The sequence below is a fragment of the Vreelandella lutescens genome (genome assembly GCF_014640815.1).
Lineage (GTDB): Bacteria > Pseudomonadota > Gammaproteobacteria > Pseudomonadales > Halomonadaceae > Vreelandella > Vreelandella lutescens.
Window position 1 is genome coordinate 153880 of the sequence record NZ_BMHM01000003.1, and the last position, 23631, is coordinate 177510.

General features: G+C 55.6%; 21 protein-coding genes and 7 tRNA genes. 18 read left to right on the forward strand and 10 right to left on the reverse strand.

The annotated features are described in order from the left end of the window. Window positions 1-5 precede the first annotated feature (5 nt). From ccoG to ccoN, 5 genes are all read right to left on the reverse strand, one after another. Window positions 6-1442, reverse strand: coding sequence for a cytochrome c oxidase accessory protein CcoG (ccoG, locus tag IEW65_RS08290; protein WP_188639019.1), 1437 nt, complete (start codon window positions 1440-1442; stop codon window positions 6-8). Between the two features lie 212 nt (window positions 1443-1654). Continuing rightward, window positions 1655-2584: a cytochrome-c oxidase, cbb3-type subunit III gene (gene ccoP, locus IEW65_RS08295; RefSeq protein WP_188639020.1), complete on the reverse strand. Its 930-nt coding sequence runs from the start codon at window positions 2582-2584 to the stop codon at window positions 1655-1657. Then, window positions 2581-2799, reverse strand: a complete 219-nt coding sequence (locus IEW65_RS08300) for a cbb3-type cytochrome oxidase subunit 3 (RefSeq protein WP_188639021.1) — start codon at window positions 2797-2799, stop codon at window positions 2581-2583. The genes ccoP and IEW65_RS08300 overlap by 4 nt, the downstream gene beginning before the upstream one ends. Window positions 2800-2802: 3 nt before the next feature. Then, the gene (gene ccoO / locus IEW65_RS08305; protein WP_188639022.1) at window positions 2803-3411 is read right to left on the reverse strand and encodes a cytochrome-c oxidase, cbb3-type subunit II; all 609 of its coding nucleotides are present in this window, start codon (window positions 3409-3411) and stop codon (window positions 2803-2805) included. Between the two features lie 19 nt (window positions 3412-3430). Further along, window positions 3431-4855 (reverse strand): cytochrome-c oxidase, cbb3-type subunit I, encoded by a 1425-nt coding sequence (gene ccoN / locus IEW65_RS08310; protein ID WP_188639023.1) that lies wholly within the window; start codon window positions 4853-4855, stop codon window positions 3431-3433. 190 nt (window positions 4856-5045) lie between these two features. Between ccoN and IEW65_RS08315 the strand changes: the two genes are divergently transcribed. The 8 genes from IEW65_RS08315 to IEW65_RS08350 all read left to right on the forward strand — a co-directional run bounded on the left by IEW65_RS08315 (window position 5046) and on the right by IEW65_RS08350 (window position 6686). Then, a complete protein-coding gene (locus tag IEW65_RS08315) occupies window positions 5046-5801 on the forward strand; it encodes an alpha/beta fold hydrolase (RefSeq protein WP_229755508.1) in 756 nt (251 codons plus the stop codon). 70 nt (window positions 5802-5871) lie between these two features. After that, window positions 5872-5947, forward strand: a tRNA-Val gene (locus IEW65_RS08320). Window positions 5948-5993: 46 nt separating this feature from the next. Further along, window positions 5994-6070, forward strand: a tRNA-Asp gene (locus IEW65_RS08325). A 37-nt stretch (window positions 6071-6107) separates the two neighbouring features. Further along, window positions 6108-6184, forward strand: a tRNA-Asp gene (locus tag IEW65_RS08330). 37 nt (window positions 6185-6221) lie between these two features. Beyond that, window positions 6222-6298: transfer RNA gene (locus IEW65_RS08335), tRNA-Asp, on the forward strand. A gap of 37 nt (window positions 6299-6335) precedes the next feature. Continuing rightward, window positions 6336-6412, forward strand: a tRNA-Asp gene (locus IEW65_RS08340). Window positions 6413-6463: 51 nt separating this feature from the next. Beyond that, a tRNA-Val gene (locus IEW65_RS08345) sits at window positions 6464-6539 on the forward strand. A gap of 70 nt (window positions 6540-6609) precedes the next feature. Further along, a tRNA-Asp gene (locus IEW65_RS08350) sits at window positions 6610-6686 on the forward strand. A 167-nt stretch (window positions 6687-6853) separates the two neighbouring features. On the opposite strand, the gene IEW65_RS08355 is transcribed toward IEW65_RS08350, so the two are convergent. From IEW65_RS08355 to glcD, 4 genes are all read right to left on the reverse strand, one after another. Continuing rightward, window positions 6854-7255 (reverse strand): GlcG/HbpS family heme-binding protein, encoded by a 402-nt coding sequence (locus IEW65_RS08355; protein ID WP_188639024.1) that lies wholly within the window; start codon window positions 7253-7255, stop codon window positions 6854-6856. Between the two features lie 82 nt (window positions 7256-7337). Beyond that, window positions 7338-8570 carry a glycolate oxidase subunit GlcF gene (glcF, locus tag IEW65_RS08360; protein WP_188639025.1) on the reverse strand — a complete coding sequence of 411 codons (1233 nt, stop codon included), beginning with the start codon at window positions 8568-8570 and terminating at the stop codon, window positions 7338-7340. 14 nt (window positions 8571-8584) lie between these two features. After that, complete coding sequence (gene glcE / locus IEW65_RS08365; RefSeq protein ID WP_188639026.1) at window positions 8585-9685, reverse strand: glycolate oxidase subunit GlcE; 1101 nt, start codon at window positions 9683-9685, stop codon at window positions 8585-8587. A gap of 17 nt (window positions 9686-9702) precedes the next feature. After that, the gene (gene glcD / locus IEW65_RS08370) at window positions 9703-11202 is read right to left on the reverse strand and encodes a glycolate oxidase subunit GlcD (RefSeq protein ID WP_188639027.1); all 1500 of its coding nucleotides are present in this window, start codon (window positions 11200-11202) and stop codon (window positions 9703-9705) included. A 215-nt stretch (window positions 11203-11417) separates the two neighbouring features. Here glcD and glcC point away from each other — a divergent pair, with 215 nt between their 5' ends. Then, a complete protein-coding gene (glcC, locus tag IEW65_RS08375; protein WP_188639028.1) occupies window positions 11418-12197 on the forward strand; it encodes a transcriptional regulator GlcC in 780 nt (259 codons plus the stop codon). Between the two features lie 4 nt (window positions 12198-12201). Here glcC and IEW65_RS08380 read toward each other — a convergent pair whose 3' ends face one another. Next, window positions 12202-12882 (reverse strand): GntR family transcriptional regulator, encoded by a 681-nt coding sequence (locus tag IEW65_RS08380; protein ID WP_188639029.1) that lies wholly within the window; start codon window positions 12880-12882, stop codon window positions 12202-12204. Window positions 12883-13104: 222 nt separating this feature from the next. On the opposite strand from IEW65_RS08380, the gene IEW65_RS08385 reads away from it, so the two are divergent. The 9 genes from IEW65_RS08385 (at window position 13105) to IEW65_RS08425 (ending at window position 23625) form a co-directional block, all read left to right on the forward strand. Continuing rightward, complete coding sequence (locus IEW65_RS08385) at window positions 13105-13578, forward strand: GlcG/HbpS family heme-binding protein (RefSeq protein WP_188639030.1); 474 nt, start codon at window positions 13105-13107, stop codon at window positions 13576-13578. A gap of 205 nt (window positions 13579-13783) precedes the next feature. Beyond that, complete coding sequence (locus tag IEW65_RS08390; RefSeq protein ID WP_188639031.1) at window positions 13784-14761, forward strand: TRAP transporter substrate-binding protein; 978 nt, start codon at window positions 13784-13786, stop codon at window positions 14759-14761. Window positions 14762-14828: 67 nt separating this feature from the next. Further along, complete coding sequence (locus tag IEW65_RS08395) at window positions 14829-15389, forward strand: TRAP transporter small permease (protein WP_188639032.1); 561 nt, start codon at window positions 14829-14831, stop codon at window positions 15387-15389. Window positions 15390-15398: 9 nt separating this feature from the next. After that, window positions 15399-16682 carry a TRAP transporter large permease gene (locus IEW65_RS08400; RefSeq protein ID WP_188639033.1) on the forward strand — a complete coding sequence of 428 codons (1284 nt, stop codon included), beginning with the start codon at window positions 15399-15401 and terminating at the stop codon, window positions 16680-16682. A gap of 11 nt (window positions 16683-16693) precedes the next feature. Beyond that, on the forward strand, window positions 16694-17500 hold the full coding sequence (locus tag IEW65_RS08405; RefSeq protein ID WP_188639034.1) for an enoyl-CoA hydratase: 807 nt from the start codon (window positions 16694-16696) through the stop codon (window positions 17498-17500). Window positions 17501-17552: 52 nt separating this feature from the next. After that, window positions 17553-18740, forward strand: a complete 1188-nt coding sequence (locus IEW65_RS08410) for a CaiB/BaiF CoA transferase family protein (protein WP_188639035.1) — start codon at window positions 17553-17555, stop codon at window positions 18738-18740. Between the two features lie 91 nt (window positions 18741-18831). After that, a complete protein-coding gene (locus IEW65_RS08415) occupies window positions 18832-20055 on the forward strand; it encodes a pyridoxal-phosphate-dependent aminotransferase family protein (protein ID WP_188639036.1) in 1224 nt (407 codons plus the stop codon). A gap of 14 nt (window positions 20056-20069) precedes the next feature. Then, complete coding sequence (locus IEW65_RS08420; protein ID WP_188639037.1) at window positions 20070-23072, forward strand: FAD-binding and (Fe-S)-binding domain-containing protein; 3003 nt, start codon at window positions 20070-20072, stop codon at window positions 23070-23072. Between the two features lie 28 nt (window positions 23073-23100). Further along, entirely contained in the window at window positions 23101-23625 is a 525-nt protein-coding gene (locus tag IEW65_RS08425; protein ID WP_188639038.1) for a gamma carbonic anhydrase family protein, read from the forward strand. Window positions 23626-23631 lie beyond the last annotated feature (6 nt).

A 23631-nucleotide genomic window follows, 5' to 3' on the forward strand; every position in this document is an offset into this window, starting at 1 on the left:
AATCATTATCTCCTAACGTCGCCTAAGAAGCGTGCTTCACGCTCTGAGCGAATAGTCTCATCTTGCTGCGACTGCAGCGTAAAAGTGATGGCATGGCTAGGCTCGCTTAACGATGCGGGGTCAGCCAGCACCGTAATCACTTGGATGCGAGACTCTCCGGCGGGCACGCGCAGCGAGGTATTATCCAATTGGAGGTTAGGCAAGCCTGCTGCGCTAATATCGTAGGTATGGTCCTGGTTATCCAGGTTGCGGATAGTCAGGCTGTAGACGTTGCTAATCTGCCCGTCGCGGGTCATTTGATACAGCTGTGTGCGTTCGCGTTCAGCGTCAAAGCTCAGCGGAGTGCGGTCATTGACCGCCCAGGCGAAGGTAGCCATCATCACCACCAGGGCAACGAGATACCCGATTAGGCGCGGACGAAGAATATGGCTCTTTTTACCTTCCAGCGCGTTTTCCGTGGTGTAGCGAATCAGCCCTTTGGGGTAACCCATTTTGTCCATGACGCTGTCGCAGGCATCAATACAGGCGGCGCAGGTGATGCACTCGTATTGCAGGCCGTCGCGAATATCGATACCGGTGGGGCATACCTGCACACAGAGCTCGCAGTCGATGCAGTCACCCAAACCGGCCTCCCGAGCTTGGGTGTGGCTGAGCGATTTCTTGCGGTGGCCACGCGGCTCGCCGCGCGCTTCGTCGTAAGAGACGATCAGCGTATCGCGATCAAACATCACCGACTGAAAGCGCGCATAGGGGCACATATAAATACACACCTGTTCACGCAGCCAGCCTGCGTTGAGGTAGGTGAATACTAAAAAGAAGCCCACCCAAAAATAGGACCAGCCATGAGCTTCCAAGGTGGGAAGCTCCATCACTAGGTCACGAATCGGCGTAAAGTAACCCACAAACGTTATGCCCGTGGCCAAAGCGATAAGCAGCCAAGCAGTATGTTTTGCGCCCTTACGCCAAGCTTTGCTGGCATTCATTGGCTGATTATCCAGCTTGATGCGCTGGTTGCGCGACCCCTCGATGCGGTGCTCAAGCCAGATGAACAGAAACGTCCAAACGCTTTGAGGACAGGTGTAACCGCACCAGACCCGTCCAGCAAACACAGTGATTAAAAATAATCCAAACGCGCAAATAATCAGCAGCCACGACAGCAAGATAAATTCCTGGGGATAAAACGTGGCGGCAAAGATGTGGAACTCTCGGCCTGGCAGGTCAAACCACACAGCAGGGCGGTCACCCCAGTTAAGCCAAGGGAGGAGAAAGAACCCCATCATCAGTGCCCAGTTGGCGCTGCGCCGTACCTTTTGAAACAGCCCCTTAATCTCCCGCACATAGATATGTCGCCGTTTGGCATACATCTCTTGGGTCGTTGTTTCACCAGGGGTATGGTGCCCAACGGCTGGCGGCGTTATATCGTGGCTAGGTATTTTTTCCATGGCGGTGATCGCAGCTCAATAGGCATGAGTGGACGGCAGCGTAGCTATCGTAACGCTAGAACTCGACGCTGGATGCCAAGTCGCTAAACACAAATCGCTAAACAATAGTGTAACGGATAGGCTGATAGCTGAGCGGACGTTAGATGTAGAAAGGGTGCGGTATGTAACCGCACCCCTTCGATCTACTTGGCGTTATACGCCCATCAACGGGGTTAGTCGTTGAAACGCAGGCTGTAAACGTAGGCTGCCACCAAGTGAACACGCTCTTCACCGATGTAGGCTGCCTGGGCAGGCATATGGCCGTTACGACCGTTACGCAGCGTCTGGCGGATAGAGTCGCCAACGCTTTGGCCTGGTGCTAAGTAGAGCCACACATCATCGGTCAGGTTGGGAGCGCCAAGGGCGATATTACCTGTACCACTTGGGGCGTGACACGCGGCACACGCTGCCAAGAAGGTGCTTTCACCGCTGGCGGCGCGCTCAGCGTCATGCTCTTCACCAGAGAGAGAGAGCACGTACTGGGTCAGGTTCTCGATGTTGTTCTCACCCAGCTGCTGCCAAGACGGCATTAAACCGTTACGGCCGTTATTCAGCGTGGTCAGAATGTTCTCGGGTTCGCCACCATAGAGCCAATCGTCATCGGTCAAATTGGGGAAGCCGTAGCCACCCTGCGCGTTCGAGCCATGACATACGGCACAGTTATTTAGGTAAATGCGCTCAGCTACCTGCATGGCGTCGGCATCTCGCGCTAGGTCGGGAATGGGCACTTCCTGATACTGAGCAAAAATCGGTGTAAACCGCTCTTCAGCATCAGCCACTTCCTTTTCCCACTGGCTCTCCTGGGACCAGCCTAGAACGCCTGCGTAATTGCCCAAACCTGGGTAAAGCACTAGGTAGCCGAGTGCAAATACCACGGTTAGGATAAAGAGCTTGAACCACCACTGAGGCAGTGGGTTGTCGTACTCTTCAATGCCATCAGCCGCGTGGCCAGTTGTTTCGACATTGCCATCAGCATCAGGGATTTTGTCGGTCCGGCGGTTGGCTAATAAAATCCAAACGCTCAGCGCGATCGTGCCCAGTGTGATGACAATAATCCAGGCGCTCCAAAAGCTGGATAGGGAGTCACCCCATAAATTATTCATCTATTTTTATCTCCCCTGTCGTGGCGGGAATCCGCTTCGTGTGTGGTCGAAGCATGCTTATCACGGGTCGGCTGCTTATCATCATCAGCGAAGGGCAGGTTAGCCGCTTCGTCAAAATCAGGCTTTCTTCGCTTAGAGTAGGCCCATAAAAAGATGCCTATGAAAGCGATAATCAGAAAGAACGTGATAAGGCCTCGGAAAGTTCCCGTATCCATAACTTAACGTGTGCCCTCGAGCACGGTTCCTAGCTGTTGGAGATAAGCAACCAGCGCAGTAATTTCTTGCTGGCCACGTACCTCTGCCGTGGCAGTGGCGATATCGTCATCGGTATAGGGCACGCCTAGTTGACGAAGCGTCCGCATTTTACGCGGAGTCGCTTCACCATCAAGGGTCCGCTCAAATAGCCAGGGGTAAGCGGGCATGATGGATTCAGGCACGACATCACGTGGGTTGTACATGTGGGCACGGTGCCAATCATCACTATAACGACCGCCAACACGCGCTAGGTCAGGACCTGTACGCTTGGAGCCCCACAGGAAGTTGTGCTCATACACCTGCTCACCCGCGACATTGTAGTGACCGTAACGCTCGGTTTCTGCACGGAAGGGGCGCACCATCTGCGAGTGGCAGCCTACGCAGCCCTCGCGGCGATAGATGTCGCGGCCTTCCAGCTCAAGCGCGGTAAGAGGGCGCAGCCCCTCTACCGGCTCGTTGGTCTGCTTCTGGAAGAACAGCGGAACGACTTCGGCCAAACCAGCGAAGCTGATCGCAACGAGGATCAACACGGCGAGTAGGCCAACGTTCTTTTCAACAATCTCGTGTTTCATTGGTCTTAACTTCCCCGGTTTAAGCGGCTTGCGGCGTGGTGAGGCCGATGGCTTCGCGGCGCTTCACGGTCATGTACACGTTGAATGCCATAAGCAGCATGCCCGTTACCCAGAAGAGGCCGCCGACTAGGCGAACAAAGTAACCGGGCCCACTTGCTTCGACCGACTCGACAAAGGTGTACATCAGCGTGCCGTCAGCATTAATGGCGCGCCACATGAGGCCCTGCATAATGCCGTTCACCCACATAGCGGCGATATACAGCACGGTGCCGATGGTCGCCAGCCAGAAATGCACGGCAATCAGGCTTACAGAGTACATTTCGGTGCGGCCAAACACCCGTGGAATCAGGTGATACATAGATCCGATGGTAATCATCGCGACCCAGCCAAGTGCACCAGAGTGAACGTGACCAATTGTCCAGTCGGTGTAGTGCGATAGTGCGTTAACGGTTTTGATGGCCATCATCGGGCCTTCGAAGGTCGACATGCCGTAGAACGACAGGGCAACCACCAGGAAGCGCAGGGTCGGATCGGTGCGCAGCTTATGCCAAGCGCCTGACAGCGTCATCATACCGTTGATCATACCGCCCCAGGAGGGAGCCAACAGAATGATCGACATAATCATGCCCAGCGACTGGGCCCAGTTGGGCAGCGCTGTGTAGTGCAGGTGGTGTGGACCCGCCCACATGTAGATCATGATCAGCGCCCAGAAGTGGACGATCGATAAACGATAGGAGTAGATCGGGCGCTCGGCCTGCTTTGGCACGAAGTAGTACATCATGCCCAGGAAGCCCGCTGTCAGGAAGAAGCCAACCGCGTTGTGGCCATACCACCATTGCACCATCGCATCGACAGCACCTGCGTAAATGGAGGTGGAGTACATGGGAGTGACGGGGATGGCAGCATTATTAACGATGTGCAGAACGCCAACGGTCAGAATAAACGCAGCAAAGAACCAGTTCGCTACATAGATGTGCGACGTGGTGCGCTTCTTAACCGTCATCAAGAACACGATCGCATAGCTGATCCACACTACCGCCAGCAGTATGTTGATCGGCCACTCAAGCTCTGCGTACTCTTTCGTGGTGGTGTAGCCCAACGGCAGTGACACCACCGCAGACAGGATAACCGCTTGCCACCCCCAAAAGGTGAACGCTGCGAGCTTGTCAGAGAACAGGCGTGTCTGACAGGTACGCTGAACGACATAATAAGACGTCGCAAAAAGCGCTGAGCCACCGAAGGCGAAGATAACGGCGTTAGTATGTAACGGACGAAGACGCCCGAAGCTAGTCCAAGGTAGGCCGAGGTTCAGTTGCGGCCAGACCAGCTGGGAGGCAAGGATAACGCCAAGCGTCATACCTACGATGCCCCACACAACGGTCATAATCGCGAACTGCCGAACTACCTTGTAATTGTAGGTCGGGTGTTCCAATGCTGTGCTCATTTCATGTTCCCATCGAACGCGGTTAGGGGGTAACCCATGGCATTTTGCAATCGCACGTTGCCATCGCATTTTGCACGGGTGCGGCCACCCGCTTGATGATGCAGGTCAAGATCCGGCCTAGATTCTATCGCAGCCGCGCCCTAAGCTGAACACGCCAATGGATGTAACGCTGAATTATTAGGAGTCATGAGTGTCGTACTACGCCAATCACACGTTTAGGTGCATGACGCCAAAGGCGCTGGTTGAACAGGCAACTAGCCCAGCTATTCAGCGGTTTATCGTCGATGGCTACGGGCCTGTCAGTGTTTCAGGCATCCCTAAGATAGGGCGAATCGTACTGGCCCATGGCGCGGGTGCAGGGCACCTATCTGATTTTATGCGGCAATTTGCCGCGACGTTGTCCAGCCAAGGGCTTCAGGTCTGGGCGATTGACTTCCCCTATATGCAGCAAATGAATGAGCAGGGCAAACGTCGGCCCCCGCCGCCGGTGAAGAAAACCGTCGCGCATTTTGCCAATTGGTACGATCTCATTGCTCCGCTGGACAAGAGCCCACTGTGGGTTGGGGGGAAATCCATGGGAGGTCGCGTTGCGTCACTGTTTGCCAGTGAGCGCCGCTGTGGAGGTGTGGTGGCAGCAGGCTATCCCTTTCATCCGCCTAAAAAGCCTGAGTCACTGCGCACGGAGCACCTGTCAGCGATTGTTGACCCGACCCTTATCCTCCAGGGCGAGCGCGACCCCTTCGGTACCCGAGCAGAGGTGTTAAGCTACGGCTTGCCATCCTCTATACGTCTCCAATGGCTGACGGATGGCGATCATGATTTTAAACCTCGGCGGGCGTCTGGAATAAATCAGCAGGTTTTGATTGACGAAGCGGCCATAGTTGCGGCATCCTTCGTCCGCGCTCACCAAGCGGTTGCTGCAGGAACGTTGTGTACACGGGTTTAAATCAAAAGTTTAAACGCAAAGTATTGACAATCCACCAAGCTTCTGTAGAATGCAGCGCCACGTGACCAGCGGGTGGTTAGCTCAGTTGGGAGAGCACCAGCCTTACAAGCTGGGGGTCACTGGTTCGAACCCAGTACCACCCACCATTTATTTGGTGCCCTGGAAACGTGATGCAGTAAATGATGTATATGCGGACCGGTAGTTCAGTTGGTTAGAATGCCGGCCTGTCACGCCGGAGGTCGCGAGTTCGAGTCTCGTCCGGTCCGCCATCATCATAATTACTTGCATAATAAGTTATCGCTATTCGGACCGGTAGTTCAGTTGGTTAGAATGCCGGCCTGTCACGCCGGAGGTCGCGAGTTCGAGTCTCGTCCGGTCCGCCATCATCATAATTACTTGCATAATAAGTTATCGCTATTCGGACCGGTAGTTCAGTCGGTTAGAATGCCGGCCTGTCACGCCGGAGGTCGCGAGTTCGAGTCTCGTCCGGTCCGCCATCATCATAATTACTTGCATAATAAGTTATCGCTATTCGGACCGGTAGTTCAGTCGGTTAGAATGCCGGCCTGTCACGCCGGAGGTCGCGAGTTCGAGTCTCGTCCGGTCCGCCACGATAACTCGATAAGTAGTTCTATTGATAAGCGGTAAGCTTTCAATACCCCGGGTGGTTAGCTCAGTTGGGAGAGCACCAGCCTTACAAGCTGGGGGTCACTGGTTCGAACCCAGTACCACCCACCATTTAAGTGAATGTTTTAGCGCCTCTGAACCGCTTTAATATGTTATTTAAATGGTTAGTGTGTCTTACAGTGGACCGGTAGTTCAGTCGGTTAGAATGCCGGCCTGTCACGCCGGAGGTCGCGAGTTCGAGTCTCGTCCGGTCCGCCATTAAGCACCCATCGGCAGTCATATTGATAAAGCCGAAAAAATTCCAAAAAAGCCCGAATCATAGATTCGGGCTTTTTTATTGCGCGTACATAACACGCTAATAAGCAGCGTGCAGTCAATGAGCTGCACGCTGCTGTTACTTACTGCTGTTACTGACTATGGAAGCGTTAGGCGATCGCGCTGACGCCTGCTTTGGCAATTTGCACATCTTGATCTGGCTTAACGCCAGAGATGCCGACAGCGCCAATGACTTGGCCATCTACGATGATCGGCACACCGCCAGACAGCAGACCCTGTAGCGGTGCAGAGACAAACGCCGTACGGCCACCGTTAATCATCTCTTCAAACACTTGGGTCTCTTTACGACCCAGGGCCGCGCTACGCGCTTTTTGGGTAGCAACATCAGCGCTGAACGGAGCAGCACCGTCTAAACGGCGCAGTGCCAACAAGTGGCCGCCATCGTCGGTGACGGCAATGGTGACCGGCCAGCCGTTGTTGTCAGCTTCTTTCTGTGCGGCGTCGAGTACTTGGATAACGTCGGCTTGGCTTAAAACAGCTTTAGTTTGCATCAAAGGATCCTTTTTATCATAGGGATGAAAGCGCTGCGCCCAACCGTTAATACGTTGTGAAAAGCGCAGCGAGTGTTAAGGGTTATACCAGGGCAGCGTCCACGACTTCTACCCAGTGGCGTACCGGTGTGCGGTTGGCACTGGCCAGATGCGTTTGACAGCCGATGTTGGCGGTCACAATCACCTCAGGGTTGCCTGCTTCCAGCGCATTCAGCTTGTTATCGCGCAGCTGGGTAGCGAGCTCTGGCTGTGTCACCGAGTAGGTGCCTGCTGAGCCGCAGCACAGGTGGCCATCTTTCACGGGCGTTAGCGCAAAACCGAGTTTGCTAAGCACGCCTTCCACTGCGCCGTTGAGTTTCTGAGCGTGCTGTAGCGTGCAGGGGCAGTGGAACGCTAAGCGCTGATGCTCTTTGAACTGAAGTGCTTCCAGCGGCTCGTCGCGCAGTATTTCGACGATATCCTTCGCCAGTGCGCTAACTTTTTTGGCTTTTTCAGCGTAGGCGGAGTCGTCCTTGAGCATATCAGCATACTCTTTGACGAACGCGCCGCAGCCGCTGGCCGTTTGTACAATAGCTTCCACACCCTGCTCAATTTGCGGCCACCAGGCATCAATATTGGCACGCATCCGCTCGCGGCCCGCTTCTTGGGCATTGAGGTGGAAGTCGATGGCACCACAGCAACCGGCTTCACTGATTGGCGTGACGCTGATGCCTAAGCGGTCGAGCAGGCGAGCCGTGGCTGCGTTGGTGTTGGGTGACAGGCCCGGCTGCACGCAGCCTTCCAGGATTAATACTTTGCGGGCATGGCGCTGGCTGTCGGGTCGCTGGCCTGCATCGACCGGTGCGGGCGGCATTTTGCTACGCAGTTTGCCGGGCACTAGAGGCTTGAAGGTTTGCCCCAGGGTCAGGAGTGCTTTAAAGCGTTTCGGGTCGACCAGCATTTTGCGCAGCGCATAGCGCTGAGCGCGCTCTGCCGCTGGGCGTGGCACACGGCGGTCGATTTCCGCGCGGCCAATATCTAATAGCTTGTGATACTCCACGCCGGAAGGGCAGGTGGTTTCACAGTTGCGGCAGCTCAAGCAGCGGTCTAAGTGCAGGCGAGTCTCTTCGGTGACTTGGTCATCGTCATCGCGGCTCTCCAGCAGCTCTTTCATTAAGTAGATGCGCCCGCGTGGCCCGTCACGCTCATCGCCCAGCAGTTGATAAGTGGGACAGGTGGCGTTACAAAAGCCGCAGTGCACACAGGTACGCAGAATGCGCTCAGCTTCCTGAATATGCGGTTTCTGGCGGTCGGCATCGGTAAAGTGCGTCTGCATGTCAGCTCTCCTGATTAAAATGCCGCATAAAGACGACCAGGGTTGAAAATGCCGTGGGCATCCAGCTCGGCCTTCAGGTTGCGATGGTACTTCTCGACCACAGGATTCAGCGGTGTAAACGGCGATTCCGCGCCCCCTTGGGCATGAGGGGTATAGCAGGTGGCGTGGCCGCCTGCCTTTTGGCATTCATCGCGCAGCGTGTCTGCGGGCAGTGCGGTTTTTACCCAGCGCTGGCTGCCTCCCCAATCATAGAAAATATCGCTTTCATCAACGGCGAGCTCTAGCGCTGCGGTATGGGGCGGTAGCGATAAGCGCCACAGTGCTTGCCCTTCGCCGAGGCTAAAAAAGCTATGCTGCTGGTCGCGAAGCTGCTGCCAGAAATCCGCAGAAAGCACTTCGCCACCCAGGCGCTCTTTGGTGGCTTTGACGGAGCTTTCACCGCCTTCCAGCCGAATAAACAGCTCGCCCGCGTGCCATGCCGCAGCCGTGATCGGCAGCGGCTGGCGGCCAAGCTCAGAGAGCTTCGCTAAGGCGTCTTGCAAGCCCATTTCAAGGCGCAGGCTGTGGCTGGCGGTAGGAATGGGCAGCACTTTAAAGGAGATGTCGGCCAACACGCCTAGCGTGCCCTGGGCACCGGCCATCATGCGAGAAAGGTCATAGCCCGCGACGTTTTTCATCACTTCGCCGCCAAAGCGCAGCAGTTTACCCTCTTGGGTAATCACCCGTGTGCCTAGGACAAAATCCCGTGCGGCACCTGCCCAAGGGCGGCGAGGGCCAGACATGCCGGTCGCCACTGCGCCACCAATGGTGCTGGTGCCGCCAAAAATGGGCGGCTCGAAAGGCAGCATTTGGTGTTTTTCTGCAAGTGCCGCATTCAGGGCGCTTAACCGGGTACCAGCCCGCACCGTGACGACGAGTTCTATAGGGTCGTAAGAGACGATGCCGCTATGCGATGCGACATTGAGTTCTGTGCCTTCCACTGGGCGGCCATAAAAGGCCCGGGTGTTGCCCGCTACGATGCGTAGCGGGGTGCGGTCGGCGTAGGCGCTGCGTACCTGTTCGCACAGTTCATTGGCGATATCTCGGTCGGCAGCGTGTATCGCTAGTTCGGTCATGGTGGTTCCTTATAGCATCAGAAGCGTGGCAGTTCCGGATGCGGCAACTCGTTGTTATGTACATGCATGGCACCAAACTCGGCACAGCGCGCCAGGGTAGGAATGTTTTTCCCTGGGTTGAGCAGCCGTTTGGGGTCGAACGCCGCTTTCAGCGCGTGGAAGACCGTCAGCTCATCGGGCTGGAACTGGCTGCACATCTGATTGATTTTTTCGCGCCCCACGCCATGCTCACCGGTAATGGAGCCACCGGCGGCCACGCATAGCTCCAGGATCTTGCCGCCCACGTCTTCTGCCAGGGCAAGCTGGCCCTCTTTATTGGCATCAAACAGGATCAGCGGGTGCATGTTGCCGTCGCCCGCATGGAACACGTTGGCCACCGCCAAACCGCTCTCTTCGGATAGCGCGGCAATGCCCTTGAGTACACGGGGTAGCTCGCGGCGGGGAATGGTGCCATCCATGCAGTAGTAATCAGGAGACATACGGCCTACGGCAGGGAAGGCGTTTTTGCGACCGGCCCAGAACTTGGCGCGCTCGGCTTCGTCCCGAGCCTGTTGAATATTGGTGGCACCGGCCTTTTCAAGTACGCGGCGAACGGTGTCGCAGTCGTCGTCCACGTCGGCTTCCACACCATCCAGCTCACAAAGCAAAATTGCTTCAGCTTCTACCGGATAGCCTGCCTTGATGAAATCTTCGGCTGCTTTGATGGCCAGCTTATCCATCATTTCCAGGCCGCCGGGGATAATGCCTGCGGCAATAATATCGCCCACCGCGCGGCCTGCTTTTTCGATGTCGTCGAAGCTGGCCATCAACACTTTGGCGGTTTCCGGTTTCGGCAGCAGCTTCACGGTAATTTCCGTGACCACGCCCAGCATGCCTTCGGAACCATTCATTAAGGCTAAGAGATCAAAACCGGGCGCATCCAGCGCTTCAGAGCCCAGCGTCATGTGCTCGCCTTCAATGGTCAGCACATCCACCCGCATGACGTTATGCACGGTCAGGCCGTACTTCAGGCAGTGTACGCCACCGGCATTTTCAGCCACGTTGCCGCCAATCGAGCAGGCAATTTGCGACGAGGGGTCGGGGGCGTAGTAGAGCCCGTAAGGGGCAGCCGCCTCGGAAATGGCAAGGTTACGCACCCCAGGCTGAACGCGGGCAATGCGCGCGTCGGGGTCAACGGTAATGATTTGGTTGAACCGCGACATGACCAGCAGTACGCCCTGCTCAAGGGGCAGTGCGCCACCGGAAAGGCCGGTGCCTGCGCCGCGGGTGACCACCGGTACACCCAGCGCGTGGCAGCGCTTAAGCAGGACTTCGACCTGTTCCAGCGTTTCTGGCAAGGCCACCAGCATTGGCAGCACGCGGTACGCAGCTAAGCCATCGCACTCGAAAGGGCGTAAATCTTCTTCCCGATGCAGTAGCGTTAACGAAGGCACAGCGCCTTGCAGGTCGCTGAGCACTTCGGCTTTATCACGGCGGACAAGCTCACCATCAAGGCGCTCGTCGTAAAGGATATTCATAGCGACATCCCTAAGTTTTTTATCATTAAAAGTAACGGTAGCGTTGCTTTACCATGGCGCTCAATTTGAGCTTTTTTTGTGCGCCTGTCTAGGTTGTGGTGCAATGGTCTGACCAGTAATTGGTCGATAGCAAGGCGATGACTGGCCCCCTGGGCAGCCTAAATGACATGGTCTTACCCAACTGGGTTAGCTTGGTAAAACCAAAGGAACGGTAAATGGTGCTGAATAGAGATGATATTCCCATGGGGCGGCGCACGCCTGAGCATGTGGCGGCTCGTCTGGAAGAGTTAATTCTGGAAGGCGTCTTTCGGCCTGGACAGTTGCTGCCTTCTGAAAGGCGTCTTTGTGAACGGCTAGGGGTTTCGCGGGCATCGCTGCGGGAAGGGCTACGCATTCTGCGCAGTAAAGCCATTATTAATACCCGCCAGGGGCACGGCTCAACCGTGGCGTCGCTGCTGCCCATGCATCATCAAAGCCCGCTGATGCATCTGTTTAACGATCATCCACGCACGCTGTTTGATTTATTAGAAGTGCGTGCACTGCTGGAAGGGGAATCGGCTTACCTAGCAGCGCGGCGCGGCACCTCCATGGACCGCGTGTTAATCACTCGGCGCTACCGTGAAATGGCAGCCTACGCGGCCTCGCCAGACGCATTAGAGGTAGAGCAGTTGGCCCGGTTAGACCATGCGTTTCACCTCGCCATTTCTCAAGCTTCCCATAACCCGGTATTGGTTCACACCTTACAAAGCCTGACCGATTTGCTGCTTAGCTCTGTGTTTGCCTCGGTGAAACACCTTTACCATCGGCCTGGCCCTCGGGAGATGATTAACCAGCAGCATGCCCGGCTACATGAGTCGGTGGTGAGCGGTGATGCCGAGCAGGCGCGGCGTATCGCGTTGGAGCACTTAACCAGTATTAGTGAGCTGTTGCGTGAGCTAGAGGCGGAGCACGACCGTTTAGAGCGCTCTGCTATGCGTCTTGAACAGTGGCAATAGCAGGCTAAGCGTTAGCAGCGCTTAAGCTGTCATCTTCGATGACGCCTGCCAGAGTGGCCACTTCGAGCTTGTTGCACAGGTGGTCGCGTAAAATCTGACCCAGCTGTTTACTATTGCGTTGCTCAAGAGCGGCCATCATGTTTTCGTGGTCTTGAACGGCTTGGCTCCAAAACTTTTGCGTCATTTTTTTCGAGTAGCGCACGCGTTTTACCCGCTGGCTGAGGTTGCTGTACATCTCTTGCAAGACTTCATTGCGCGAGGCGGCCAAGATACTTTCGTGGATCTGCTGGTTAACGGCAAAGTAGGTGGCCAAGTCCCGGTTGCGATAGTGCTCTAGCATGGCATCGTGCAAGGCGCGAATAGCGGCAATCTCTGAGTCGCTAATATGCTGGCAGGCGAGCTCGCCTGATAAACCTTCCAGCGCTGCCATCAAGTCGTAGGTGTCTTTCACTTTTTTAAACGTTAAGCGCACCACCCGAGCGCCGCGATTAGGCAGGAGCTCAATAAGACCCTCCGTTGCTAGTACCTTTAGTGCTTCCCTGAGGGGGGTACGCGACACGCCAAACCGTTCACACAGCTGCTTTTCTGAGATGCGCTCGCCGGGGGCTAGCTCCCCATGCTCAATCAGTTCACCAATGCGGTCGGCGACTTCACGGTAAAGATTGCGCTGTAAGATTTTCGTCATTGTTCTGTCCCTTAGTGTGTGTCCGCTTGGTATCCCCCCAAGCGACGGCTGCCGCTTTGTAAATACCATTTGAACACAAAGCCATAAGGATATATTGGCGACTCTTTGTATGATCTGCAAAAGTAATTATGAATTCAATTGCAATAAGTCGGGCTATGCTAGGTAGGTGGGAGTGGTGGCACTGCTCCCCATAACAACCAATAACAACTTAGGAGGCGGTATATGGCCATAAATGTCTTCATGTGTAGCGTGCAGTTAAGTCGAGAGAAGGCTAGCGCCATCGTAGATGGAGCAATCGCACAGGCTCGGGCGGCTGGGTTACCGCCGCTCACACTGGTGGTGCTTGATGGCGGTGGCCATGTGGTAGTTGCCGAGCGTGAAGATGGCTGCGCGCCGCTGCGCTTTCCCGTTGCCCAAGGTAAAGCGCACGCCGCGCTTGGGATGGGCATTGCCAGCGGTATTATCGGTGAGCGCAATACTGAGAGGCCGGCTTTTTTAGCCAGCGTGGCGGCAGCATCTAACGGGCATTTTGTGCCGGTAGCGGGAGGCGTGCCCATTTTAGACGCGCAGCAGTGTGTGATTGGGGCCATAGGAGTAAGTGGGGCCTCTTCTGACGAGGATCAGCAGGTCGCCATTGACGGTATCAAAGCGGCTGAATTGCGTTGGGGGCTAGCGCCCGGCGGCGAGGAGAGCTAGGCCCAACAGGGGGTGGTTCAGAGAAGCAGCGTTCAATAGACGCTGCTTTTTTTGTGACACGGCTTTTCTAAATACACGGTGTATCAATGAGTTGTCATTGTGACCGGCGTTGCAATACGAAAGTTTAATACCTAATTTTGAATTTTGAATTCAAATTGAAGTGGTGAAGACCCAACAACAACAACGGTTCACTTGGAGTACCCCCATGAAATTTATCAAAACAGCGCTAGCGGCCGCCGCCGTCACCTTCGGGCTACATGCATCAGTTGCCAGCGCGAATATCGAAGTCAGGCTTGGGCATGTTGGTGGGCCTGGCTCGCTGTTTGAAATTACCGCAAACCGCTTTGCTGAGCTTGCCAATGAACGCCTGGACGGCGCTGCTGAAGTGAATGTCTATGGCAATAGCCAGCTAGGCAGCGATGAATCCATGATGCGCCGTTTACGCCTCGGTTCGCTGGATCTTGCGATTCCCTCTACGGTCATGAGCTCAGAAGCTGAAGAGTTTGCGCTGTTTGAAATGCCGTATCTCATTGAGGATCGTGAGCACATGAAGCGCGTTCGCGATGAGGTAGTGCGTGGCCCGCTCTATGATGCTGCCCAAGCCAAGGGTTTCAACATTATTGCCGTGTGGGAAAACGGCTTCCGCCAAATCACTAATAACGTACGGCCGATTACCACCCCTGAAGATCTCCGCGGTATCAAATTACGCACCCCAAGCGGTGTCTGGCGCATAGAGATGTTCCGCAGCTACGGCGCGGCCCCTTCCCCCATGTCGCTGTCTGAAGTATTTGTCGCGCTGCAGACCGGCGCGATGGATGGCCAAGAGAACCCACTGATTCAGACCTACTCCTCGCGCTTTCATGAAGTGCAAGACTATCTCTCTATCTCCAATCACGTTTATACCCCTGCCTACTTAACTGCGGGTGCCAGTTGGAACCGCCTACCGGAAGATGTCCGGAATGTGCTGCAAGAAGTCGCGCTTGAGCTAGAAGACTTTGCCCTGGAAGAGGGCCAGCGCCTGGATGATGAAACCTTGGTGCAGATGCGTGATGCGGGTATGGAAGTCAATGAGGTGGACTTCGATGCCTTCGTAAGTGCCTCCCAGTCGATTTATGACACCTTCGCCAATGATGTCGAAGGCGGCCAGGAAATGCTGGACTCGGTTGCCGCTCTGCGCGAATAACCCCGTCATCATCTCTTAGAGGCGTGCCGCCCTAAAGGGCCGCCGCCTCTATCCATAGGAGGTTTCAATGAGCGCTTATACCAAGTTCAAGAACGCCTATTTCGCGTTTCTTGAAGGCGTTGTAGTGGTATTGGTGATTGCGTTAGCGGGGGTGGTAACCATTGGGTTTGTATCTCGCTATCTAGGTTCCCCGCTTAGCTGGTATGACGAATTAGCGGCAGTGTTACTGGCCTGGGTGACGTACTACGGGGCAGCGCTGGCGGCAGCAAAGGGCGCGCATATTACGTGCCCTAGCGTGTTGAACATGTGCCCGCCCTCCATTCGGGTGCCTATCGCATTGCTTGCCGAAGCTATCACCATCGGGTTTTTCATCTTTTTGGGACTGGCGAGCTATCAGGTCATGCTGATTCTTGACGGTATGAATATGGTCAGCCTGCCCTCTATTTCCATGCAGGTAACTCAGTCGGCCATCCCGATTGCATCGGTGCTGTTCATTATCGCTGAGCTGCTACGGCTTCCCGATATCCTGAAAAGCGCACGCGGCAAAGGTTTTATCGATCATGAGCTGGAAGAGGCCGGTATTGATGCCGATGACATTGAAGCCGTTAGCACGCAGCAGCGAGGATAAGTAACCACCATGATTATTCTCTATATCTTTATTGCACTCATCGCGCTGATTCTGATCAATGTACCCGTCGCGGTCGCACTGGCTCTAGTGGGCACTATCGCCACTTTTATTACCTACGGCAGTATGGCGATGCCTACCGTTGGGATGACCATGTTTGAAGGGGCGACCAACTTCCCTCTCATCGCGATCCCGTTATTTATTCTGGCAGGCGCCATTATGAATGCCTCCAGTATATCGCGGCGCTTAATTGATCTTGCCATGGCCATGGTGGGGTTCATTAAGGGCGGGCTGTCGATGGTGACCATTGGCGCATCGGTGTTCTTTGCGGAAATCTCTGGGTCATCGGTGGCTGGGGTGTCGGCGATTGGCAGTATTTTGATTCCAGCGATGCGTAAAAAAGGCTACTCAAAAGAGTTTGCCGCCTCGATCTCTTCCTCAGCCGCCAGTTTGGCCATTATTCTGCCGCCGTCCATTCCGATGATTTTGTACGCGGTGATGTCGGGTGAGTCTGTGGTTCAGATGTTTGTCGCCGGTATTTTCCCTGGGCTTTTGGGAGCGATGGGCTTAGCAGCCATGTGCTACTACCTGGCGCGTAAATATAACTTCCCCTCGGAAGGGCGCTTTCGCCTCTCTACGCTGTGGACAGCATTAAAAGAGGCCGTCTGGGCTCTGTTAATTCCGGTCATTATTTTGGGCGGTATTTTTGGTGGCTTTGTGACCGCAACGGAAGGGGCTGCGTTGGCCGTCTGTGTGGCCATCTTTATCAGCGCCGTTGTGTATCGTGAATTTACCATCAAAAACTTCATCGACTCCTGCAAAAGCGCTGGTGTGCAAACGGCCGTTGTTATGCTGCTGGTCGCTGCTTCTGCGGTGGTGGGTGGTTACCTGACGGAAACCCGCATTCCGCAGGCCATCGCGTTACAAATCAGTGATCTGACTAGCAATAAATATGTGATTTTGGCATTGCTGAATGTCATCTTCTTGATTTTAGGCGTGTTCTTACACTCAGCGGCGGCCATTATCCTGGTGGTCCCCATTGTGCTACCACTGGTCATTGAGGTGGGCATTGACCCACTGCACTTTGGTTTGATCGTCACGTTGAACCTTGCTATTGGCCAGCAAACCCCGCCTGTGGCCAGCGTATTGATCGCCTCCTGCTCGATCGCGAAATCAGACATTTGGGCCACGTCTAAAACCAACCTTTGGTTTATTGCCGTGCTGTTCACGATTCTGATGATCAATACCTACATTCCCGCCTTTGCTCTGGCATTGGTTAACTTCATCTACGGCTAAGGGGCGCGCAAATGACACAGCAACCGCAAGCACCCACCACCGATAGCGTTCAGTTTGACGTAAAAGATGGGGTGGCCTGGATTGGTTTTAACCGCCCTCAAAGCCGAAATGCGATGACGTGGGAAATGTATAACGCGCTGGAGTACTACTGCGACACGCTGGCAGAGGATGCCGATATTCATGCGCTAGTGCTGCACGGCGTTGGGGGAGAGGCCTTTGTCGCCGGTACCGACATTACCCAGTTTGCGCATTTTGCCGAAGCCGAGGACGCCATTGGGTACGAGCGACGAATTGACCGCGTCGTTGGGAAGCTAGAGACCTTCCCTAAGCCTACGCTGGCGCTGATTGAAGGGGCCTGTGTCGGCGGCGGGGCAGCGTTAGCGCTGGTATGCGATTTTCGCTATGCCACCGACACGATGAAATTTGGTGTGCCTATCGCCAAAACGTTAGGCAATACGCTCTCCATTACCAACGTGTCTCGGCTGGTGGATATGGTCGGCATTCCCCGCACCAAAGAAGTGCTCATGATGGCGAAGCTAATAACCGCAGACGAGGCGTTAAAGGCGGGCTTAATCAACCAGCTGTTTGCGGCACAGGACATCTATTCAGAAGTCGCCAAAACGGCTGGCGAATTTGCCAAGCGCGCGCCGCTGACCCTTCAGGCCAGTAAGGCACTGATTAATCGCGTGCAAGCCCAACGTCGGCTCCCGCCAGAGGCGAGCGATGATTGGGTGGCGACTTGCTACATGAGCCAGGACTTTTCGGCAGCCGTGAACAAGTTTGTCAATAAAACGCCGTTTGAGTGGCGGGGGCAATAGCGTCGTCGACGCTCCACGTCGCTGCTTACAACAGGCTTAAGGAGGAAAGCGCATGCTTCCTTTACAGAATATAAAAGTACTGGATGTGTCTCAAATTATGGCGGGGCCCTACTGCACCATGGTGCTGGCGGATATGGGGGCTGAGGTCATTAAGGTAGAGAAGCTCAATGGCGGCGACGACAGCCGCCAGATGGGCCCGTATGTAAATGGCGAGTCGACCTGCTTTTCACAAATTAACCGCAACAAGAAAAGCATTTCCCTGAATCTCAAAGATGAGCGCGCTCGCCAAATTTTTTATCGGCTGGCGGCCGATGCGGATGTCATCGTTGAGAACTATCGCCCCGGGGTCACCAAATCGCTGTCGATTGATTACGACACCATCAAAGCGATCAACCCAGGCATCGTTTACTGCTCTATTTCAGGCTACGGCCAAACGGGCCCTTACAGCCATAAGGGTGGGTTTGATTTAGTAGCGCAAGGCATGACCGGACTGATGTCCATGACCGGTGAGGCCGGGCGACGCCCGCTAAAAACCGGCATTGCGGTCTACGATATCGGCGGCGGCATCACGGCGGTTTACTCTATTTTGGCGGCCCATATTCACAAGATGAATACGGGAGAGGGCCAGCATATCGACATCGCCATTACCGAATGTGGTTTGCCCTGGTTTACCTGGGAAGCGGCGGCTTACTTTTCCGAGGGCACCGTGCCTGGCCCCACCGGCTGGCGTCATCGGGTGTCAGCGCCTTATCAGGCGGTGAAGGCTAAAGATGGTTATTTGATGTTGGGCTGCGCCAATCAGCGGACCTGGGAGCGATTTTGCGGTGATGTGTTAAAGCATGCATCACTAATGGAAGACCCACGTTTTCTGACCAACCATGACCGCGGCCAACATGTGGATGAGCTAGAGGCGCTGCTCGAAGAGCTGATGGCGCATCACACGGTGGAGGAGTGGCTGGCGCTTTGTGATACCGCGGGCGTACCCGCAGGGCCTATCAATGATTTCGCCCAAGCCATGCAGGATGAGCACTATCTAGCCCGTGGCATGGTGGAAGAGATGGACCACCCTGTCATCGGAAAAATGAAAACCATTGGTTTTCCGAGCAAATTTTCGCGCACGCCTGCGCAGATTCGCTCTTCCGCGCCGCTGTTTGCTCAGCACACTGATGAAGTGCTTGAGCAATTAGGCCTGTCGGGTGAAGAGCGGGACACGCTACGCGCTGAAGGGTGCATTAAATAGTTTTTTTAAACACCATTTTTGCATTCATTATCCAGTTTGACTGTGCTATTTCGCGACAACCGCATTCACAACAACAATAGGAAGCGACACCATGTTAAAACTCGATTTTCACCCCTCCGGCCGCCATTTCTTGCAAATTCCTGGCCCGTCTCCGGTGCCTGATCGCATTCTGCGGGCCATGAGCCTGCCGACGATTGATCACCGTGGGCCAGAGTTTGGCGCGCTGGGGCGCGAGCTGCTCGAAAAAACCAAGCAGGTGTTCAAGACCGAGCACCCGGTAGTGGTCTACCCCGCCTCTGGCACGGGCGCGTGGGAAGCGGCGCTGGCTAACACCATGTCGCCTGGTGACCGGGTACTGATGTTTGAAACGGGCCACTTTGCCACGCTATGGCACAAGATGGCGCTGCGCCTGGATCTGACGCCGGAATTCATTGGCCTGCCGGGGTATGAAGGCTGGCGCCAAGGGGTGCAGGCCGAGATGATTAAAGAGCGGCTAAAAGACGACCCTGAGCACGAGATTAAAGCGGTCTGTGTGGTGCACAACGAAACCTCCACGGGGGTCACCAGTGACATCGCGGCGGTTCGCCGAGCTATTGATGAGGCCAATCACCCTGCCTTATTGATTGTGGATACCATTTCCGGTTTGGCCAGCGCCGATTACCGCCACGATGAGTGGGGGGTGGATGTCACGGTGTCCGGCTCACAAAAAGGCCTAATGCTGCCGCCGGGCATTAGTTTTAATGCGCTCTCACCCAAAGCGATCGAGGTGAGCAAGCAGGCCAAGCTGCCCAAGAGTTTCTGGGCCTGGGATGAAATCTTGGAAGCCAACCAAAATGGTTATTGGCCTTATACCCCCAGCACCAACCTCCTGTATGGCCTTAACGAAGCGCTCGACATGCTGCTGGATGAAGGCATGCCTCAGGTACTGGCCCGCCACCAGCGCTGGGCGGCTGGGGTGCGTGCGGCGGTCGAAGCGTGGGGATTAGAGATTCAGTGCCAAGACCCTGCGCTGTACTCCCCGGTACTCACCGGGGTGGTGATGCCGGAAGGCGTCGATGCAGATGCCGTGCGCAAGATCATCTATGAGCGTTTTGACCTCTCGTTGGGGATGGGCCTTGGCAAGGCGAAAGGCAAGATGTTCCGCATCGGGCACCTAGGCGATTGTAATGACTTGACCCTGATTGCCACGCTGGGCGGCTGCGAGGCGGGCATGAAGATGGCAGGCGTTTCACTTCGCGGCAGCGGTGTATTGGCAGCGCTGGACTACTTTGCAGCGAACCCGCTGCAGTCCGCCAGCGATCAAGCGGCGCGCTAAAGGGGAGGAGTGTCATGACGTCACTGACCAGCCAACATGCGCCTAGAGATGCCAAAATTAAGCCGATCAGCGGTCTAGCTGACCGGCTTTCGCGAGAGCTCGCGGGCGATGTCTTATTTGATCAGGCGACTCGGGGGCGTTATGCCACTGATGCTTCTATTTATCAGGTAACCCCCGTTGGCGTGGTGATCCCACGCCACCAAGAAGACCTCACCATTGCTCTGGATATTGCCCGTGATGCTCATGTGCCCGTATTAGCGCGCGGGGCGGGCACTAGCCAGTGCGGTCAAACCGTGGGGGAAGCGCTGGTGATTGACACCACGCGCTGGCTCAACCAAGTGGTGGAGTTTGACCCAGAAGCACGCACCGTGGTGGTAGAGCCTGGCATGGTGCTAGATCACCTCAATGCTTGGCTTAAGCCCCATGGGCTTTGGTATCCGGTGGATGTATCCACCAGCGCTCAGTGCACCATCGGCGGTATGGCAGGCAATAACTCCTGCGGATCGCGCTCTATTTACTACGGCAACATGGTTCACAATGTCGAAGGCATTGAGGCCATTCTTGCCGATGGCTGTGAGGTGAATTTCAGCTTTGTGGATGGGATTGCTGACCGCTCGCGGGAGCAGCAGCTTGCTCAGCAGGTGAAAGCGATTGCTGAGCGGGTGGGGGGCGATATTCGCGACCACTTCCCTAAAGTGCTGCGCCGAGTGGGCGGCTATAACCTCGACCTGTTTGATTGCCAAAACCCGAAACCCTACGACCCAAATAGGCGGGCGAATCTGTCGCATCTGCTCATAGGCTCCGAAGGGACGCTCGGTGTGAGTCGGCGGATTAAGCTAAAGCTGTCGCCCTTGCCTGAGCAGAAAGTGCTGGGCGTGGTGAACTTCCCTACCTTTCACCAAGCCATGGATTTCACTCAGTACATCGTCAAGCTGGGCCCGATGGCGGTCGAGCTGGTAGACCGCACGATGATCGAGCTCTCGTTAGAGAATCCCGCTTTCAGGCCGGTCATTGAGAAAGCGCTGATAGGCAAGCCGGAAGCTATTTTGCTGGTGGAGTTTGCCGGGCAGGATCGTGATGCCCAGCTTGAGGCGCTGCAACGCCTTAATGAGCTGATGGGTGATTTAGGCCTGCCCGGCAGCGTGGTGAATATGCCGGAAGCTGCGGAGCAGAAAGCCCTGTGGAACGTACGCAAGGCCGGGCTCAATATCATGATGAGCATGAAAGGCGACGGAAAACCGGTCTCGTTCATTGAAGATTGCGCGGTGCCTCTTGAGCATCTTGCCGAATACACCGCCAAACTCACCGATGTGTTTAACCGCTACGGCACCGAGGGCACGTGGTATGCCCACGCCGGGGTAGGGACATTGCATGTTCGCCCTATTTTGGATATGCGCCGCGACGGAGCGCAAAAGATGCGCGAAATCGCAGAGCTGGCCTCTGCGCTGGTGCGTGAGTACAAGGGCGCGTATTCCGGTGAGCACGGCGACGGTATTTGCCGTGGCGAGTGGGTCGCTTGGCAGTTTGGTGACACCATCAACAATGCCTTCCGCGAAGTGAAGCAGCTCTTTGACCCGGAAAATCTGCTCAATCCTGGGAAAATCGTCGATACCCCAAAAATGGATGATGAGCGCTACTTCCGCTTTCCATCCACGTATCAACGTATTCCCGTGACGCCGGTGTTTGATTGGTCCCCCTGGAACGTCAAGCGTGACCCGCTCACCGGTGAGCAAACGCCACCGGGTAGCGCTGGAGATACCACCCATGGTTTAGCCATGGCGGTAGAGATGTGCAACAACAACGGCCACTGTCGCAAGTTTGACGCGGGGACGATGTGCCCCAGCTACCGTATTACTAAAGAAGAGCAGCACCTGACCCGGGGCAGAGCGAACACATTACGGCAAGTGCTCTCGGGGCAGCTGGGCGATGAAGGGCTTGCCAGCGATGAGGTGAAAGAGGCGCTGGATCTATGTGTCTCTTGTAAAGGGTGCAAGCGCGACTGCCCCACAGGCGTTGATATGGCTAAGTTTAAGATTGAAGCGCGGGCGGCTCGAGTGCGTTCCAAAGGACTTTCGCTGCGTGACCGTATGGTAGGGGAAATGCCCCGTTACGCCCCTTGGGCTAGCCGCTTTTCCAGCGTGGTGAACCGCGTTGAGCGGGTTCCCATGCTGGCAAAGCGTATTAAGCAAGCGCTCAAGCTCGCCCCGCAAAGATCGCTACCCATGTTTAACAGTAATTTTTTAGCCACGGCCTCCGCTTCGCCTGCCCCAGCAACCGCTGAGCGGGAAGTGCTGCTGTTTGTTGATACCTTCAATAACTACATGGAGGGCGACAATGCGTCCGCCGCCAAGCAAGTGCTAGAGGCGGCGGGGTATCACGTGCATCTCAACGTTACCCAAGGCCAGCGGCCGCTCTGCTGTGGCCGCACCTATCTCTCTTCGGGTCAGTTCGAGAAAGCTAAGGCCGAGGCGCAGCGTACGCTGGATTTCCTGATGCCGTTTGTCGAGCGCGGCGTGGCCGTGGTGGGGCTGGAGCCTTCTTGCTTGCTCAGCATGCGCGATGAGTTCTTGCAGTATGGTTTTGGGGAACAGGCCCAGGCGCTGTCAGCATCGGCCTATCTGTTTGAGGAATTCTTGGTACACGCCCACTCGGCGGGTGAGCTGCCGCTGCAGCTAAAACCTATGGAAGGCCAGCGTGTGATGCTACATGGGCACTGCCATCAAAAAGCGTTTGATGCGCTGCGCCCTGTCGAACAAGTGCTGAACTGGATTCCTGGCGTGGCGGTTGAGACGATTGAGTCGTCCTGCTGCGGTATGGCGGGCAGTTTCGGGTATGAAGCCGAGCACTACGAGGCCTCCATGAAAATGGCCGAACTGACGCTGTTGCCTGCTGTGCGCAGCGCGGGTGATGATGCGGTGTTAGTGGCCGATGGCACCAGCTGCCGCCACCAAATCCAGGATGGCAGCGGGCGCGAAGCCATTCACGTTGCTCGCCTGCTGGCGCAAGCGCTAGCCTAAGTACAACAACCCATAAAAGGAGTGTCACGTGGCCATTTATCAATTTGGCGAACATCAGCCTGCTATTCATGACGATGTGTACATTGCCGACACGGCCGATGTGATTGGCCAAGTCACCCTGAAAGCACGCTCAAGCGTGTGGTACCAAGCCGTGCTACGCGGCGACAGCGACCACCTGGAAATCGGTGAAGAGAGCAATATTCAAGATGGTGCGGTGCTGCATGCTGACCCAGGCTATCCGTTAAAAGTCGGCAAAGGCGTCACGGTAGGCCACCAAGCGATGCTGCACGGCTGTACCGTGGGCAATGGCTGTTTAATTGGTATTCAGGCGGTGGTGCTCAATGGGGCCGTGATTGGTGAAAACAGCTTGGTAGGTGCGGGTGCTTTCATCAAAGAGGGGGCTGTCTTTCCGCCTAACTCACTGATTGTCGGCTCGCCTGCCAAAGTGGTGAGAGAGCTCTCGGCGGAGGCAGTGGAAGCGTTAAAGCTCAATGCGCAAAGCTATGTGATCCGCGGGCAGCAGCACGCGACAACGCTGAAGCGTATTGACTGAGGTCGT